Here is a 15836-nt window from a genome sequence, read left to right on the forward strand (position 1 = left end):
CGTCCATCGACCACATCAACGACGAAGGAATCCTGAACGATGACTGAATCCATCACGCCGGCCGATGCGCCGGACACGATCGATGCGGTGGCCGGCCTGCACGACGGCGACGCGATCGCCGCACTGCGCCGCGCGCGCGAGAAGGTGCTGCTTCATACGCGGCTGAGCGAGGCTGCCCTGTTCGATCCCGCGCTGCCCGATCTTTCGTTGATCGAAAGACTGCACACGGCCCGGTATGTCGCGCACAAATCGAAGGCGCCGGCCTTGACCGACACCTATCGCGCACGGCTGATCGACGCGGGCGGCACGCTCGACGATATCGCACGCGCGGATGCCGATGCGTTCGACGCGCTGCCTCGACGCATCGGCGCGATCCTGGCGCATGCACGCCTGCTGACGCTCGCCCCTGTCGATGCGCGCCCGTCCGATCTCGACGCGCTGAAGTCGGCCGGACTCACGACGCCCGCGATCGTCGCGCTGTCGCAGCTCGTGGCGTTCGTCGCGTACCAGTTGCGCGTCGCCGTTGCCGCGCAGGCGCTTCAGGCACGCACTGCAACGGAGGCCGCATGACGACGACCGCCCACGGCTTCACGTCCGACACGCTCGGCTGGCGTGCCTGGCTCGACACCGTTTCGCTCGATGCCGCGACGCCCGAGCAGCTGGCCGTGCTCGACGCGAGCCACCCGCAAGCGAAGACGTCCGACTATTACCTGCTGCTCGTCCATCTGCCCGAGATCCTGCGGCAACGCTCGGGCGTGTTCAACGCGATCATGTACGGCCCCGGCGGGCTGTCGCGCGCCGAGCGCGAACTCGCCAGCACGGCCGTGTCGCGCGTGAACGGCTGCGTGTATTGCGCATCCGTGCATGCGCAGCGCTTCACGCAGCTCGCGAAACGCACCGACGCGATCGAGCAGGTATTCGACGATCCGGCGACGGCCGGCACGACGGCGCGCGAACGCGCGATCGTGCGTTATGCGATCGCGCTGACGGAGCGGCCCGAAACGGTCGACGCGAGCGATATCGCCGCGCTGCAAGCCGAAGGGCTGACCGATGAGGAGATTCTCGACCTGTCGCACGCGGTCGCGATCTTCGCGTGGGCGAACCGGTTGATGCTGACGCTGGGCGAGCCGGTGTTTCCGGAACCGGCGTCACTCGCCTGATGCCTGGCGCCTGACGCCCGACCCAACCCGAACACGGGCTGACGCAGGCGCCGCCCGCGTCATGCCTTGTGCGTCGACAGCAGGATACTCGTCTCGGTATTCGCGATCCCGTCGATCAACCGGATCGCGCCGAGCACGCGATCGAAGTGCTCGAGCGAATCGGCATGCAGCTCGGCGACGAGATCCCAGCGCCCGTTCGTGCTGTGGATCGACGCCACGTTCGGATGCCCGCGCAGCACCTTCACCACTTCCGCGCCGCGGTTGCCCTGCACGGCGATCGACATCAGCGCGCGGATCCGGTGGCGTTCCGCCGCCGGCTTGAGCCGCACCGTATAACCGACGATCACGCCGTTTTTCTCCAGCCGCGTCAGCCGGTTCTGCACGGTCGCGCGCGCGACGCGCAGTTCCTTCGCCAGCGTGACGACGGGCAGTCGCGCGTTGTCGCGCAGCAGTGCGATGAGCTGCCGGTCGACATCGTCGAGCGTGATCATGGGCGAAGCTTCCTGTTGAACGTGAACCGGCCGCCAGCGTGCCGGAGGCTGCGCATTCTGCGCCAGCGAAACCTGACAAAGTGCCGGATCGGGTTGGCATTCTGCCAAGTCTATCGATAAATCTGCCACTTTTGCTGTCTTTTTGTTGGCTCGACTCGCGGAAATAATGACGTATCGACCGGCCGGACACGCCGCGCCGCCGCTTTCCGGCAAGCCCGAGCCGCGCCGAAGCACCGCCCGGTCGACCAGAACGCCAGGGACATCCGTACCGGCACTGAGAACATGGAGACAGACGCATGACCCGCTTCCTCGACGTTCCCGCCACCGCCCGACTGATCGCCAAAACCGGCGTCACGACGTTCCTGCGCGAACTCGTCGACACGCTGCGCGCCGATTACCTGCACTGGGCCGACTTCGACAAGTCGCCGCGCGTCGCGTGCCACTCGCGCGACGGCGTGATCGAACTGATGCCTGTCGCGAACGCGTCGCTGTTCGCGTTCAAGTACGTGAACGGCCACCCCGTCAACGCCGCGCGCGGGATGCACACGGTGATGGCGTTCGGCGCGCTCGCCGAAGTCGACACCGGCTACCCGCTGCTGCTCGCCGAACTCACGCTCACCACCGCGCTGTGCACGGCCGCCACGTCGGTGCTCGCCGCCCAGGTACTCGCCCGCCCCGACGCGCGCACGATGGCACTGATCGGCAACGGCGCGCAGAGCGAATTCCAGGCGATCGCGTTCCACACGCTGCTCGGGATCGACGAAATCCGCGTGTTCGACGTCGATCCGCGCGCGACCGACAAGCTCGTGCGGAACCTCGCCGCGTACCCGGCACTGCGCGTCGTGCGTGCCGCATCGACCGCCGACGCCGTGCGCGGCGCCGACATCGTGACGACCGTCACCGCCGACAAGGCATACGCGACGATCGTCACGGCCGACATGATCGAGCCCGGCATGCACCTGAACGCCGTGGGCGGCGATTGCCCGGGCAAGACCGAGCTCGAAGCGGGCGTGCTGCATGCGGGCCGCGTGTTCGTCGAATTCGAGCCGCAGTCGCGCATCGAGGGCGAGATTCAGCAGATGCCGGCCGACTTCCCCGTCACCGAGCTGTGGCGCGTGCTGCAACGCGAAACGACCGGCCGCGAACACGCGGACGAAGTCACGGTGTTCGACTCGGTCGGCTTCGCGCTCGAGGATTATTCGGCGCTGCGCTACCTGTATGCGCTCGCGCAGCAGCACAACGCGGGCGTCGAGATCGCGCTGATTCCGCCGGCCGTCGACCCGAAGAACCTGTTCGCGCTGATCGACGACCCGGCCGCGATCGCGCAAGGTCACGCGACATACGTGACCGAAGCCGTCGCCGCGTTCGCGCGCTGACCGCGATACCCGGGCGGCCGGTGCGCCGCCCGTTTTCTGCCCTTCGTTCCTGCCTGTCATGAATCTCGTATCGATCCAGGCGCCGGCCGCCGTCGTGATGATCCGGCCGCACCGCTTCCTGCCGAATCCGCAGACCGCGGCCGACAACGCCTTCCAGCGCACGGCCGGCAACGGCGCGCCCGACCTGCCGTCGGTATCGGCCGCGGCGCGCGACGAAGTCACGGCCGCCGCGCAGACGCTCGCCGATGCGGGCGTGCGCGTGCATGTATTCGACGACCACGGCGAGCGCGACACGCCCGACTCCGTATTCCCGAACAACTGGTTCTCGACGCACCCGGGCGGCCATATCGCGCTGTATCCGATGTACAGCCCGAACCGCCGCCGCGAGCGGCGCGCGGACGTGATCGAGATGCTGAAGGCCGAATATCGCGTGCAGGACGTGATCGACTACTCGGGCCTCGAATACGATGACGTGTTCCTCGAAGGCACCGGCGCGATGGTGCTCGACCACGTCGCGCGGATCGCTTACACCGCGCGCTCGCGCCGCGCCGATCCGGTCGCGCTCGAACGCTTCTGCACGCATTTCAATTTCGAGCCGATCTGCTTCGACACGGCCGACGCCGACGGGCGCGCGATCTATCACACGAACGTGATGATGAGCGTCGCCACCGAATTCGCGATGGTGGGCCTCGACCTGATCGCCGACAGCCGGCGTCGCGGAGAAATCGCGCAACGCCTGACCGAAACGGGGCGCGCGGTGATCGCGCTCGATCCATCGCAAATCGCGAATTTCGCGGGCAATACGCTGGAATTGTCGGGCAAGGACGGGCGTGTGCTCGCGCTGTCGCGGCGCGCGCTCGATTGCCTCACGCGCAACCAGCGCACGGTGATCGAGCGCTCCGCGCGGCTGCTGCCGCTCGACGTGCCGACGATCGAGCTGGCCGGCGGGTCGGTGCGCTGCATGCTCGCCGGGATTCATCTCGCGCGGCGTTCGGCGGCGCAGGAGACGCAGAATAGATCGGCAATCGGACCAGCCGAGCGGTAGCTCGATCAGGACCGGCTTGTATTTCGGCATCGACAACAGCGCCGGCTCACACGAAGTCACGGCGTGGCGCGGCTCTCGTGCAAAGTTGTCGCCGTTCGATTACACGTATTTCTGCAATAGGAGAAAGCGAACACACTGAACGCCAATGCTGCGACGATTATCAGCACTTTCGTGACGCTGCACTTATGCCATTCAGGCAAGCTGTTTGCCTCAACCACACGCTTACGTACAACGAGCGCTGTTGCAATTAGCGGTGCAGACCGAAGGCAGGTTCAACGTACTGTAAAAGCAGGACCAACGTGGCCACCGCCGCGAGCCCCGCGCTGAGGCCAGCGCGAAGGGCCATGTAGATTGCTTCGAACCGGCCGAGCGTCGTCAGGATGACGATACGATCCCACCGAGCCCCCTGACTCGCTCGAGCCCAGCTCCGTCACACCAGTTGCTCGACGGAGCGCTACTTCGATGAAGTCATGCATGGTGTTTCCTCTCAATGGTATCCCCATGTCCGGAGTTTCGTTCGACCCATTCACGCGCGCGATCTGTCCGAATGAATTTGACCGTTCGGCACCGCTTCAGCAGCCAGCTCCTCAAGTACCTTGAAGACGCCAGCCATATCCTCTTCATACGAAGCACGGTAATTCAACGTCGTGACAAACCTGTCTTTGCTATCGCGGACTCGCTGTTGAATGAGTTCACTGAACTGACTCCAATACCGTCCCATTTCCTTAGGATCCAGGCCCCCTGGAAGTTCGGTCTTAGTTGCAACGAATCTATCTGCGTTCACGCCCGAAAAGATCGGATTACTCAGATGTGTCAGGCAGTGATCAACGAAATGAAAGATATTATCGGCGTGGAACTCGGGATTGAAGCACACTCCGAACACATACTGATTCATCTGCCTTGCTATACCGCCCTGATCGTCTTCCCCACCTTCGTCATAGAACCCACAGCCCACACCTTCCTGACTCGGAGGCCGTGAATTGCTCAACTGGTAAATCACGAAGGACTTAACAAGCGAGCGCGTGGCGGAAAGTTCATGGTCTGATGAAGGGATAGCTGAGGCGGATTGTCCGCCCGCAGAATTCTGCGGGACAGGCTGCGTCCTGCCGAAAAATGCATCCACTTGCGTGCTATCGACGTCCGCATAGAAATTTCGCTGCGAATCAATGTAGGCCCGCTTGAACAGCGCGAACACCTCCTGAGACAGCTTTCTCATCCCCTTCCGGGCAAGACCGATCACTACCCCATCTGTCGGCGCGCGACTATCTTGATCGAGAATGAGCGCACGATAGAGGTTGTACAACTGTCCCTGGCGATCCTCAGAGCACTGGAGTCTGAACAGCATCAGATCGTTCCAGCCAAGTACACCACGATCATCAGCGGCGAGACGCTCAAGCAGTCCCTTACCGGTGTACGATTTCGTGCCAAAAATACGCTGTGATATCTCGACGATGTATTCCGACCGGTTGTCCTGACGACGTCCCGACGAATCCACCCAGCCGGCCCGATCCAAGAGTTGCAGCAAGGAATAGATCGACCGCTGTCTCAATGACCGATCGAACGTGCCAACCGTCGAATAGTGCGGGAGGTAGTCAACAAGCGTGTCGATCGCATTGTTTGCGACTTCACGAGGAAAGGTACGGCACTGATTGACGAGCACACTCCAGAACTGGTCATGCACTCGATCTCCGTGTTCCAGCCGTAGGTCCGCTGACGTCAGAATCGCTGAAACTGACCTCCCCTTTTCGACCTGCTCGACAGCCTTCTGGTACAAGACGTATGTATCCTGCGGCACTGGCGTGGCGAAGCGCACAATCAACTTGAGGTAACCCTCCAGATTCCTCAGCCGGCCATTGTTGAAACAAGCCCGCGATCGGAATTCGGCCTCGTCGACTTCATTCCGGCCGGCAAGTTTCAGGCTCGACACATCGAAAAGCTGCTGCAACAAGAATCGTGCGGTCATCTGGTTGCTGTTTTCTAGTTCCGCGAGCAGCGTCGAGAATTCGTCGGTGTTGGCGAACCTTTTTCCTCCAACCTGCTGCTGCACCGAAAAGATCCCGCTTCGGCCTGCCGTCTCCTCCGCGTAAATGCGCCTAAACATCCCGGGATAGTTCAGATGCAGGAGCATCAGATGAATGAGGTCGCGCCTATTGAAATCCGTCAGGCCCAGCTCAGCCTTCTCCATTTGCATCATGAGCATGGCGTTGACAAAGCGCTTGACCTTGCGCAGGTCGCCTAGAACGGCCCGGTATTCTGCTGCGAGGTCGCTGTCGAGAATGTCCGCCAGCTCGCTAAGCACGGTGGCAAGTTTGAACATCGTATCGGCAGGAATTGAGCCGAACGTGTCTGCCTGTTGCCAGTCGCGCCGCAAGAAGTCCCGAAGGCTCGAACTGTCCACGAACAGGCTCATCTTGACGGTCACGAACTTCTCAAGGAACTCGCGTGCCCTCGTGCCCTCATCGTTGCCACCGGCGAGTACCTCTGTGTCATAGCAGAGGACATAGGTTGCCTGCGAGAGGCTAAACGTCCGCCGCGTCGCGAACAACAGGCTATTCGCGGTTTTTAGGTCCAGGCGGTCTAGATCGTCGATAACGACGATAACGCGACGGTCAATACGTCTGAGGACCTCGTCGATGTCCTCGAGCAAGTCCTCGATCGTCTCCTGCGACGGTTCCAGGGACAACTTGAAGCCAAGGAACGTAAAATCAGCTTTGCCCCTTATTAACCGTGCGTACCGTGATACGGCAGGCCGAAACTCCGGCGCGAAGACCTTGCGCTGGATTGCCGCGGACAGATCACGGATCAGGCGGTCCGCAAGGTCAGGCTCCGATGCATAACGCAGGGGTTCGAATCGACAGACAATCACCTGATCTTCAGCCCGTTCCCAGTGACGCGCCGCGAGATTGATGAAGCTTGTCTTGCCCACCCCCCATGGGCCGTCGACCCCGAACACTAATCCGGCGTGCGCACCGCTAGCAAGAACCGTCTGTGCGAACATCGCGGCCGGTACCTCGCTGGCAAGCACGTCGTCAGTCTCATCAAGGATTTCCTCATCCGGAAGGAAGTACGGTAGTAGCGGCGTCTGCCTGGATCGTGAACGTCGCACCAGCGGCGACACAACGATGAAAAAGAGCAACAGCAGGACTGCGGGTGCCCAAAGCGGATTAGCTTTCACCAAGAGCGCATGGAATCCGATCAACGACGGTGCGGCCAACTCGTTCGCCCAAATACCGACGCCGATCACGACCAGCAGATCGACGCGGAGACTACACGCCACCCGTGCCACAACGGTGTGCGCACCCCGCTTGATGCAATAGTCCAAGCACGCCATTAGCGTGACCAGTACGACGACCACCCTCGCCCAGTCCGGCACGCCGGGAAACTTCTGGATGAAGTTTGCACCAAGGTAGAAGGCTACCCGGAAAACTTCGGCGCTCACAAAACCGATGGCGAGAAACCGCGCAAACACCGGTAGCTCGGGGATCTTTATCGCCTCAGACTCCTTCATCGCACGCTTGGTCTCCATTCTCACTGCTCCCCATAATGCGGCGCGAGATCACCTCGCACTCTTGTATTGGCTGAACTGCCAACGTCAATGCTCCGCTCACGTATGACTGCTGCGACGAATCTCCAGGCTTTTCTCGCGCCAGTCCGTGTGCGCCTCTAACACCGCTACCACAACCGCGTGCATTATTGTGACCAGTGTGGGGACCGCCATTAGATCAAGACGGTCTGCCCTCAGGTCGCATTTCCTGTACATCGCGAAGTACGTTTCAGAGTGAAGACGCAAACGCCCCTTCGCAAAAAAGCCCGCCCTGATCGAGGCGGGCTCCCTTCCGTACCCTATCTGAACGATGCCGAACTGCGCCGCTCACCCTGCCAGCAACTTCAACCCGGCCGGCAGCGTCTCGCCGAACACGCGTACCGTATCGGCTTCGTCGAACGCGATCGCCTCACGCACCATGTCGATCCACGCCGGCGACGCATTCGCGGCCGACAGGCGCTTGATTACCGCGTCGCGCGTCACGTCCGGCAAATCCCGCGAACGGTCTCCGGTCATCCGCGCAATCTGCGCAGCGGCAAACGCGGCCGGCTCGACCTGCTTCCAGTCGAGCGCGAACAGCGCATCGAGCCAGCCACCGGCGACTTCCGCCGGCACGACGCTGTGCGCACTGCCGTAAAACGGCCGGCGCGCACCGATGCGCCCGAGTGCCCACGCGCACAGCGCACGCTCGGCAGGCTTCTGCAATTGCGCGATCAGGCGTTCGGCCAGTTCGACCTTGCGCTCGACGGGCAGCCGTTCGAGCGACGCGGACAGCCGCGTCATGTCGGCCGGGCCGACCTTGCCCGGATCGAACGGCAGCTTGCGCCGCTTGTCGTCGGACGGTTCGAGGAACGCGATCGCGTCGCGCACCTGCGTCTGCGCATCGTCGTCGAGGCCGCCGGCCACGCGCCGCCACAGCGTCCACCACTCCGACCACACCTGCCCGTCGGTCACGTACTGGATCCCGTCGTCGAACAGCGGCCACAGCTGCTCGATGCGCCAGGCATCAAGCGGATGACCGAAACCCGGACGCAGGCAATAACCCGCGAGGTTCAGCCACGCACGCTCGTGATCGGCCGAACGGCGGCGGCGGCGTGCGCGCGCGAGCAGCGCGTCGAACAGCTCGCGCGCGAGCGCGACGTCCCACGCTTCACGCGCGCCGAGCACCTGTTCGAGTTGCGCGCGCAACCGGCGCGTGTCTTTCGGCGCGACACCTGCAGCCTTGCTGCCGAACGAGCGCTCGATCAGCTCGATCGCCTGATCGAGCCGCGGATGTCGCGCGGGCGCGGCGGCGTCGCCGTGCACCGGCGCATCGCCGCGCAGCTGGAATTCGAGCTTCCAGCGGCGCGCCGCATCGTCGGTCGCGATGCAATGCATCTCGAGCGTGCCGACCTCGGTCAGCGACGCGGTGAGCTTCACCGGCGTTTCGCGTGCGTCGCCGCCCGCCTTCGCGTCGACAACCGTCGCGATCGGCGGCAGCCGCACGAAATCGCCGCCGTCGAGATCGACGAGATCGCCGGGCCGGTACGGGGTCTCGGCCACGGTCGACATCAAGTGAAAACGCACCGGCTGCCCGAGCTGCAACGCGAACGTGCGATCGTCGAGCCGGATCTCGCGGCCCTCTTCCGCACCGCGCGGCAGCAGGCAGACGCCGCGCGCGGCGGAATCGGCCGCGCCGTCGTCGAGCACGAGGAAATAGCTGCGTGCGGACCCGCCGCCGATGCGCGGCGCATGCCCGGCACGCGCGAGCCCGTACGCGACCGCGCCGCGTGCGACGGCCACGTCCGGATGCGCGTTGTGCAGCACGTCGAGCGGCGCGCCGCGCCATGCGCCGAGCGTCTGCGCGAGACGGCCGGCGAGCGCGCCCGCGCGGAACACGCCGCCGTTGAGCAGCAGCGTGTCGGGTAGCGGGCCTTCCGCATGGCGATGCAGGAACGCGGCGACATGCCGCGTGACGGCCGCGTCGCTCGCATACGGCAGACCGAATTCGACGATCGCGGCGCGCGCACGGCGCGGCAGCTCGCCGGCTTCGACCTGCGGGAAGAACCCGTCGACGACGATCTGCTCGACTTCCTGCCGCGTCAGCTCGGCCGAACGCGCGCCGCCGACGAGCCTGCTGCCCGCGCCGAGCAGCGTGACGGTGACCGACGCCGGCGCATCGTCGCCGAGCAGCCGCTCCTTCGCCGCGCGGCAGCGCTCGACGAGCTGCGACAGGCTCGCGGCCGACAGCCGCGTGCCGGGCTCGGTCAGCCGCGTCTCGACCAGGCGCGCGAGCGCGAGGTCCATGTTGTCGCCGCCGAGCATCAGGTGGTTGCCGACGCCGACACGCGTGAAGGTGGGCTCGCCGTCGTCGCCCGGCGCGACATCGACGAGCGTGAGGTCGGTCGTGCCGCCGCCGACGTCGCAGATCAGCACGCGCCGCGCGGCGGCGAACGTGTCGCGCAGCGTGTCGCGCTGGCCGTACAGCCAGTCGTAGAACGCGGCCTGCGGCTCTTCCAGCAGCCGCAGCGCGGGCAGCTTCGCGCGTCGCGCGGCCTCGACCGTCAGTGCGCGCGCGCCGTCGTCGAACGACGCGGGCACCGTCAGGATCACGTCCTGCTTCGCGAGCGGCGCATCGGGAAAACGCGCGTCCCACGCATCGCGCACGTGCGCGAGATAACTCGCGCTCGCGTCGACCGGCGACACCTTGTCGACGCCGTCGGCCGCGCCCCACGGCAGGATCGCCGCGAGCCGGTCGACCGACGCGTGCGACAGCCAGCTCTTAGCGCTCGTGACGAGCCGGCCCGGCACCTGCGCGCCGAGCGTGCGCGCGTAGCGGCCGATCACGGCCGGCGGATCGGCGGCCGCGTTCGCGTTTGCTTTCGCAGCGACCGCCCACGGCAGCCGCAACGTGTCCGGCGGCAGCTCGCCCGCCGCCGGGTGATAGCGCACCGACGGCAGCAGCGGCTGCGCGGCCACCGCGCCGGGGCCGACCAGCTGCTCGACGTCGAACACGCGGATCGCGTCGGAACCGGCCTCGACGTAAGCGACGACCGTATTGCTCGTGCCGAGGTCGATCCCGACCGTATAGCGCTTCATCGCGCTCAGGCGGCGCCGCGCACGTCGAACTCGACCTTCCAGCGCTCGTTCGTGCCGCTCGGGATCGCCTCGAGTTCGAGCGTGCCGGCTTCGGTCACGCGTGCATGCAGCTTCACGGGCACGACCTCGCCGACGGTGCGCCCTTCGGCCGGCAGCGTCGCCTGGATTTCCTCGAGCTCCTGCAGCTCTTCCGGCGACCAGTAGTCGAGCAGCGTACCGACCTGGTCCTGGCGGCGCACCGACGAACCGAAGAAGCGGAACTGCACCGGTTCGCCGACGACGAGGCCGAACTCCTGCGGCGGCAACGCCGCGTCCGAGCCTTCCTCCATCCCGAACGGCGCGACGCACAGCGCCTGCACCGGCGGCTCGAGCCCCGGCACCGCGGGCATCGCCGATTCGATCGCGACGTAGTACGCACGCGCCGTGCCGCCGCGAATGCGCACGCCACGGCCGCGCTTCACGTAGCCGTAGTACGCGGCGCCGCGCGCGACCGCGAGATCGAGATCCGCGCCTTCGAGCAGGCGGGCGGGCGGCGCGCCTTCGGCGGCGAGCCAGTTGTTGAGCGTATCGAGCACGCGCTGCGTGAGCAGCGTCGACTTGAACACGCCGCCGTTGAACAGCACGGCAGTCGGGTGCAGGAACGTCGCGCCCTGCGGCAGCGTGCGCTGCAGGCCCTCGAGCGAGTCGAGCGCCGCGACCTGGCGGCCGAGGAACGCCGCGAGATGGCGCGTGATGCCCGCATCCTGCGCATACGGCAGGCCGAGCTGCGTCAGGCCGACGCGTGCGCGGCTCACCGGGCGCGCGGCTGCGTCGACCTGCGGGAAGAAGCCTTCGAGGATCGTCTGCGTGAGTTCCGCGCGCGTGAGCTCCGTGCGGATCGACCCGCCGATCAGCTTCGAGCCGCGGCTCGGCACGACGAGCGGCACCGCGTCGGTCGACGGATCGGACAGCAGCGTTTCCTTCGCGGAACGGCATGCGTACGTGAGCGCCCGCAGCTGCCACGGATCGGCCTGCGTGCCCTGCTGCGCGAGCTTGCGCGCGACGACGTGCGCCAGCGCGAGGTCCATGTTGTCGCCGCCGAGCAGGATGTGCTCGCCGACCGCCACGCGATGCAGCTCGAGATTGCCGTCGCGCTCGACCACCGCGATCAGCGACAGGTCGGTCGTGCCGCCGCCGACGTCGACGCACAGGATCAGGTCGCCGACCTGCACCTGCTTGCGCCAGCCGCCCTGGCTCTTCTGGATCCAGCTGTACAGCGCGGCCTGCGGCTCCTCGAGCAGCGTCATCCGCGAATAGCCGGCGGCGCGGGCGGCCTCGGCCGTCAGCTCGCGCGCGGCCGGGTCGAACGACGCGGGGATCGTGACCGTCACGTCCTGGTCGGCGAACGGCGCATCGGGATGCGCGTGGTCCCACGCTTCGCGCAGGTGCGTCAGGTAGCGGATCGAGCTTTCCAGCGGCGACACGCGCGACACTTCCGGCGGCGCATCGCTCGGCAGGATCGCCGCGCGGCGATCGACGCCCGGGTGGCACAGCCAGCTCTTCGCGCTCGACACGAGGCGGATCGGCGTGCCGGCGCCGCGCGTGCGCGCCATCTCGCCGACGGCGAAGGCGCGCGAGGCCGTCCACGGCAGCGTCAGGTCGCCCTGCGTGAGTTCGCTTTCATGCGGCAGGTAGAGGAACGACGGCAGCAGGTCGCGCGACTCCAGCGCGCCGGGCGCGGTGAGTTGCGCGATCGGCAGCACCTGCTGCGTGATGGTTTCGCCGTCGCTCGCGGCGCTGTCGACATACGACAGCGCGCAATGGGTCGTACCGAGATCGATACCGATCGAATAGCGCGGATCGCTCACAGTTCCACCTCCGCCGGTGCGACGACCGAGGCGTCGTGGCTGCCCGTCAGCTTCGGCAGGCGCACGTCGGCCACCCGCCAGCCGCGATGGCTGACCGTGCCCGTGAACGGCGCCGAGCCGACCACGTTGCCGGTCACGCGCACGGCCGTCGCGTCGAAACCGGCCGGCAGCGTCACGCGGCTGCCTTCGGCTTCGTCGCGCACCGGCACGATCGTGAAGTGTTCGCGCAGCGCGGCACGGCAGCCGTCGTGCACGAGGCGCGCGGCCGCGCCGATCTCGGCGTCCGCATAGCCGGCAATGTCTTCCTCGACGAAGTCGATGAAGCGCGCATCGCGCTGCAGCAGGCCGAGCAGTTGCAGCGCGGCCTGCGGGCTCGCTTCGCGCAGCTCGGGGGCCGGCGCCTTCACGGGTGCGGGTGCGGGTGCGGGTGCGGGGGCCGGCGCAACGGGCGCGGCAGCCGGGGCCGGGGTCGGCGCGACCGGCGCCGGGGCGCCGTCGCGCACGCGCAGCACGCCGGCCGCGAACTCGCGGTTGCCGAGCACGGAGAAGAACGTGCCGACGGCCAGCGACAGCCGGCCGAAGAAGGACAGGTTGGATTCGGGCATGGGGTCTGGACTCCTGTGGGCTCGCGACACGGCGAGCGATCTTGCCTGGGCGCCCGGCGGCGGCGTGCGGATTGCGCACTGCCGCCGCCCGGCGCGTGATTCGGTCGCGCCCTCGCGGGTGCGGAAAACCCGTATTTTGCCCTGTGGCGGGCGAACCGGGCAGAAGTTGGGGGACAGAACATCGCGGCGCGACGGTTTCGGCCGCGCCGGCGTGCACGGCGGCCGTGCCCGGCCGCGATGCTGCAGCGCGTCAGCGCGGCTTGCGCCGCCGGGCCGCCTTCGCTTCGAAATCGCGCGACAGCATGCCGAGCGTGACTTCACCGAAGCGGGCGAGCAGCGTCGTCTCGGCCTCCTTCAGCGTGGCCGACAGGTGCGCGTTGACGGCCTGCTCGACCAGGCATTCGGCCTCGTCGTCGGTGACGAGATCGGAGAACAGCGGCGGCTCGCCCACCGCGCCATAGACGTCGAGCAGCGTGATGTCGTCGAGTGCGACACTCAGCGCCCATCCGCCGCCATGCCCCTTCTCCGACTGCACGTAGCCGTGGTCGCGCAAACCGCCGAGCAGGCGTCGCACGACCACCGGGTTCGTGCCCAGCATCGTCGCGATCGTCTCCGACGTCAGCGGGCCGTCGGCCTGGTCCATGTGGATCAGCACGTGCAGCATGCGCGACAGACGGCTATCGGTTCTCACGGGCGGCGCCCCTCTCTCGAAACTTTTGAAGTTGCGTGAATGATACCACCGCCCTATCATGCAACTTCTCGTGTTTCATGAGTTGGACGCCATCGGAACACGTCCTTCATTCACGCAGGTTCAGGAAAGGAGCGGGTGCATGCATGACCATCATGAAGTGATCGTGATCGGCGGCAGCTTTGCGGGGCTGTCGGCCGCGATGCAGCTTGCGCGGGCGCGCCGCCGCGTGCTCGTGATCGACGCCGGCCGGCCGCGCAACCGCTTCGCCGCGCACGCGCACGGCTTTTTCGGGCAGGACGGCAAGCCGCCCGCGCAGATCGTCGAGGAAGCCGCCGCGCAACTCGCCGCGTATCCGACCGTGCAGCGGATCGCAGGCGACGTGCGCACGGCCGAGCGCGATGCGGACGGCCGCTTCCACGTGACGCTGGCCGACGGCGGCCGGGCCAGCGCCGACCGGCTGATCCTCGCGACCGGCATCCGCGACGAACTGCCCGCGCTGCCGGGGCTGGCCGAACGCTGGGGCGTCAGCGTGCTGCATTGTCCGTACTGCCATGGGTACGAGGTGAGCGGCCGGCGGCTCGGCGTGCTCGCCACGCATCCGCTGTCCGTGCACCAGGCGATCCTGATTCCGGACTGGGGCCCGACGACATGGTTCACGCAGGGCGTGGTCGAAGCGAACCACGAAGAAGCCGCGTTGCTCGACGCGCGCGGCGTTCGCATCGAGCGCTCGCCGGTCGTTGAAATCCTGGGCGACGCGCCGCGTATCGAAGCGTTGCGGCTCGCCGACGGGCAGGTCGTGCCGGTCGATGCGCTGTTCGTCGGCGCACGTACGGCAATGGCGAGCGATCTCGCGCAGCAGCTCGGCTGTGCATTCGACGACGGACCGCTCGGCCCTGTCGTGCGCGTCGATGCGGGGAAAGAGACCAGCGTCGCCGGCGTGTTCGTGGCCGGCGATGCGTCGACGCCGATGACCAACGCCACGTTCGCGTCGGCGTCGGGCGTGATGGCCGGGGTCGCCGCGCATCGGTCGCTGATCGTCGGGCTGCGCGCGTGACGCGGCGCGCAGCCCCGGGGCACACGATCAGGACTTCGCGATGCTCTCGAGCATGTGGCGCGCATCGTTGATCAGCACGCCGAAGTCGACCGTATCCGGCGCGGTTTCGACACCGGTGATCACCGCCGTGATCACCGCCTTCGACCCGTTGTGGTACGGATACACCTGCGTGACATAGGTCATGTCGCGACCATGCAGCGTGGACACGAAGTAGCTGCTGTAGATCTTGCCCGTCACGGGATCGGCCCAGCCCTGCCGCGCGGTCATCGGACGCGCGAGACGCATGAAGTTCGCGGTCACCGATTCCGAGTTGTACGGCGAATCCACCTCGAAGCGGTAGACGATTTGCAGCGACGTCAACTGCGTGCGCAGGTCCGCGTCGTTGAAGTTCGGCACCGGAAACTTGCCGATCAGCCCCTGCTGATAGGCATTGCGCGTCATCGGCTGAAACGCGACCTGATAACCCTTCGGCGATTCCTGCACGTTGAAGTTGACGTCGTACTTCACGCCCGACCCGGCGACCCCGTTGTCCGTGCGCGCATGAACGACGAACGATCCGGGCGTCAGGTTCTCGAAGCGAAGCCGGTAGTACTGCGCGTTCGCGATGACCTGCACGCTGCGGCTGTCGTAGCCGACATCGCGGACGATGACCGTCGAATACGGCGCGACCTTGCGTGGCTGGATGCCGGGATCGTTCGGAATCTTCAGGACGACCGGCTTCTGGCTCGACACGTCGGTCCGGCCCGCGTCGGACGTCAGCGCGCCCATGATCCCCTGGCCGGCCTGTTGAAGCGGGTTCGTCGCGCCGCACGCGGCGAGCGAAGCGGCCGCGACGACGATTGCGAGGCGGCCTGCCAGGGGACGGGTAAAGACGGACTTCATAAGGTGAGAGGCTCCATTTTTTCGTTGGAATAGGTCTCGGCCTTCCACGGCATGCACCGTGCT

At 66.4% G+C, this 15836-nt stretch carries 12 protein-coding genes; 5 read left to right on the forward strand and 7 right to left on the reverse strand.

Going from position 1 to position 15836, the window contains the following annotated elements; genetic code table 11:
* Nucleotides 1-39 precede the first annotated feature (39 nt).
* Both PQB87_RS30765 and PQB87_RS30770 read left to right on the forward strand, forming a co-directional pair.
* Complete coding sequence (locus PQB87_RS30765) at nt 40-570, forward strand: CMD domain-containing protein (protein WP_021158378.1); 531 nt, start codon at nt 40-42, stop codon at nt 568-570.
* Nucleotides 567-1160, forward strand: a complete 594-nt coding sequence (locus tag PQB87_RS30770; protein WP_153490008.1) for a peroxidase-related enzyme — start codon at nt 567-569, stop codon at nt 1158-1160. The genes PQB87_RS30765 and PQB87_RS30770 overlap by 4 nt, the downstream gene beginning before the upstream one ends.
* A 59-nt stretch (nt 1161-1219) precedes the next feature.
* Here the strand turns inward: PQB87_RS30770 and PQB87_RS30775 are convergent, their stop codons facing one another.
* Entirely contained in the window at nt 1220-1651 is a 432-nt protein-coding gene (locus tag PQB87_RS30775; RefSeq protein ID WP_059687614.1) for an Lrp/AsnC family transcriptional regulator, read from the reverse strand.
* Between the two features lie 296 nt (nt 1652-1947).
* Between PQB87_RS30775 and ocd the strand changes: the two genes are divergently transcribed.
* Both ocd and ctlX read left to right on the forward strand, forming a co-directional pair.
* Complete coding sequence (ocd, locus tag PQB87_RS30780; protein ID WP_489243201.1) at nt 1948-3027, forward strand: ornithine cyclodeaminase; 1080 nt, start codon at nt 1948-1950, stop codon at nt 3025-3027.
* Nucleotides 3028-3085: 58 nt separating this feature from the next.
* Complete coding sequence (gene ctlX / locus PQB87_RS30785) at nt 3086-4072, forward strand: citrulline utilization hydrolase CtlX (protein WP_489243202.1); 987 nt, start codon at nt 3086-3088, stop codon at nt 4070-4072.
* Nucleotides 4073-4598: 526 nt separating this feature from the next.
* Here ctlX and PQB87_RS30790 read toward each other — a convergent pair.
* The 5 genes from PQB87_RS30790 to PQB87_RS30810 form a co-directional block, all read right to left on the reverse strand.
* The gene (locus PQB87_RS30790; protein ID WP_489243203.1) at nt 4599-7598 is read right to left on the reverse strand and encodes a KAP family NTPase; all 3000 of its coding nucleotides are present in this window, start codon (nt 7596-7598) and stop codon (nt 4599-4601) included.
* A gap of 345 nt (nt 7599-7943) precedes the next feature.
* Entirely contained in the window at nt 7944-10694 is a 2751-nt protein-coding gene (locus tag PQB87_RS30795; protein WP_489243204.1) for an Hsp70 family protein, read from the reverse strand.
* 5 nt (nt 10695-10699) lie between these two features.
* On the reverse strand, nt 10700-12541 hold the full coding sequence (locus PQB87_RS30800) for an Hsp70 family protein (protein WP_048020397.1): 1842 nt from the start codon (nt 12539-12541) through the stop codon (nt 10700-10702).
* A complete protein-coding gene (locus PQB87_RS30805; protein WP_111939038.1) occupies nt 12538-13146 on the reverse strand; it encodes a DUF2760 domain-containing protein in 609 nt (202 codons plus the stop codon). The genes PQB87_RS30800 and PQB87_RS30805 overlap by 4 nt, the downstream gene beginning before the upstream one ends.
* A 250-nt stretch (nt 13147-13396) precedes the next feature.
* Complete coding sequence (locus PQB87_RS30810; RefSeq protein ID WP_042974024.1) at nt 13397-13837, reverse strand: Rrf2 family transcriptional regulator; 441 nt, start codon at nt 13835-13837, stop codon at nt 13397-13399.
* A 139-nt stretch (nt 13838-13976) separates the two neighbouring features.
* Between PQB87_RS30810 and PQB87_RS30815 the strand changes: the two genes are divergently transcribed.
* A complete protein-coding gene (locus tag PQB87_RS30815; RefSeq protein ID WP_489243205.1) occupies nt 13977-14891 on the forward strand; it encodes an NAD(P)/FAD-dependent oxidoreductase in 915 nt (304 codons plus the stop codon).
* A 27-nt stretch (nt 14892-14918) separates the two neighbouring features.
* Here PQB87_RS30815 and PQB87_RS30820 read toward each other — a convergent pair whose 3' ends face one another.
* The gene (locus PQB87_RS30820; RefSeq protein WP_060064914.1) at nt 14919-15773 is read right to left on the reverse strand and encodes a hypothetical protein; all 855 of its coding nucleotides are present in this window, start codon (nt 15771-15773) and stop codon (nt 14919-14921) included.
* Nucleotides 15774-15836 lie beyond the last annotated feature (63 nt).

Source organism: Burkholderia sp. KL41, assembly GCF_057005415.2.

Bases quoted from the DNA above. Each gene is read 5' to 3' on its own strand.
- PQB87_RS30765 (WP_021158378.1), top strand. From the start codon at position 40: ATGACTGAATCCATCACGCCGGCCGATGCGCCGGACACGATCGATGCG.
- PQB87_RS30815 (WP_489243205.1), top strand. From the start codon at position 13,977: ATGCATGACCATCATGAAGTGATCGTGATCGGCGGCAGCTTTGCGGGG.
- PQB87_RS30820 (WP_060064914.1), bottom strand. From the start codon at position 15,773: ATGAAGTCCGTCTTTACCCGTCCCCTGGCAGGCCGCCTCGCAATCGTC.
- PQB87_RS30805 (WP_111939038.1), bottom strand. From the start codon at position 13,146: ATGCCCGAATCCAACCTGTCCTTCTTCGGCCGGCTGTCGCTGGCCGTC.
- PQB87_RS30795 (WP_489243204.1), bottom strand. From the start codon at position 10,694: ATGAAGCGCTATACGGTCGGGATCGACCTCGGCACGAGCAATACGGTC.
- PQB87_RS30790 (WP_489243203.1), bottom strand. From the start codon at position 7,598: ATGGAGACCAAGCGTGCGATGAAGGAGTCTGAGGCGATAAAGATCCCC.
- PQB87_RS30770 (WP_153490008.1), top strand. From the start codon at position 567: ATGACGACGACCGCCCACGGCTTCACGTCCGACACGCTCGGCTGGCGT.
- ocd (WP_489243201.1), top strand. From the start codon at position 1,948: ATGACCCGCTTCCTCGACGTTCCCGCCACCGCCCGACTGATCGCCAAA.
- ctlX (WP_489243202.1), top strand. From the start codon at position 3,086: ATGAATCTCGTATCGATCCAGGCGCCGGCCGCCGTCGTGATGATCCGG.
- PQB87_RS30775 (WP_059687614.1), bottom strand. From the start codon at position 1,651: ATGATCACGCTCGACGATGTCGACCGGCAGCTCATCGCACTGCTGCGC.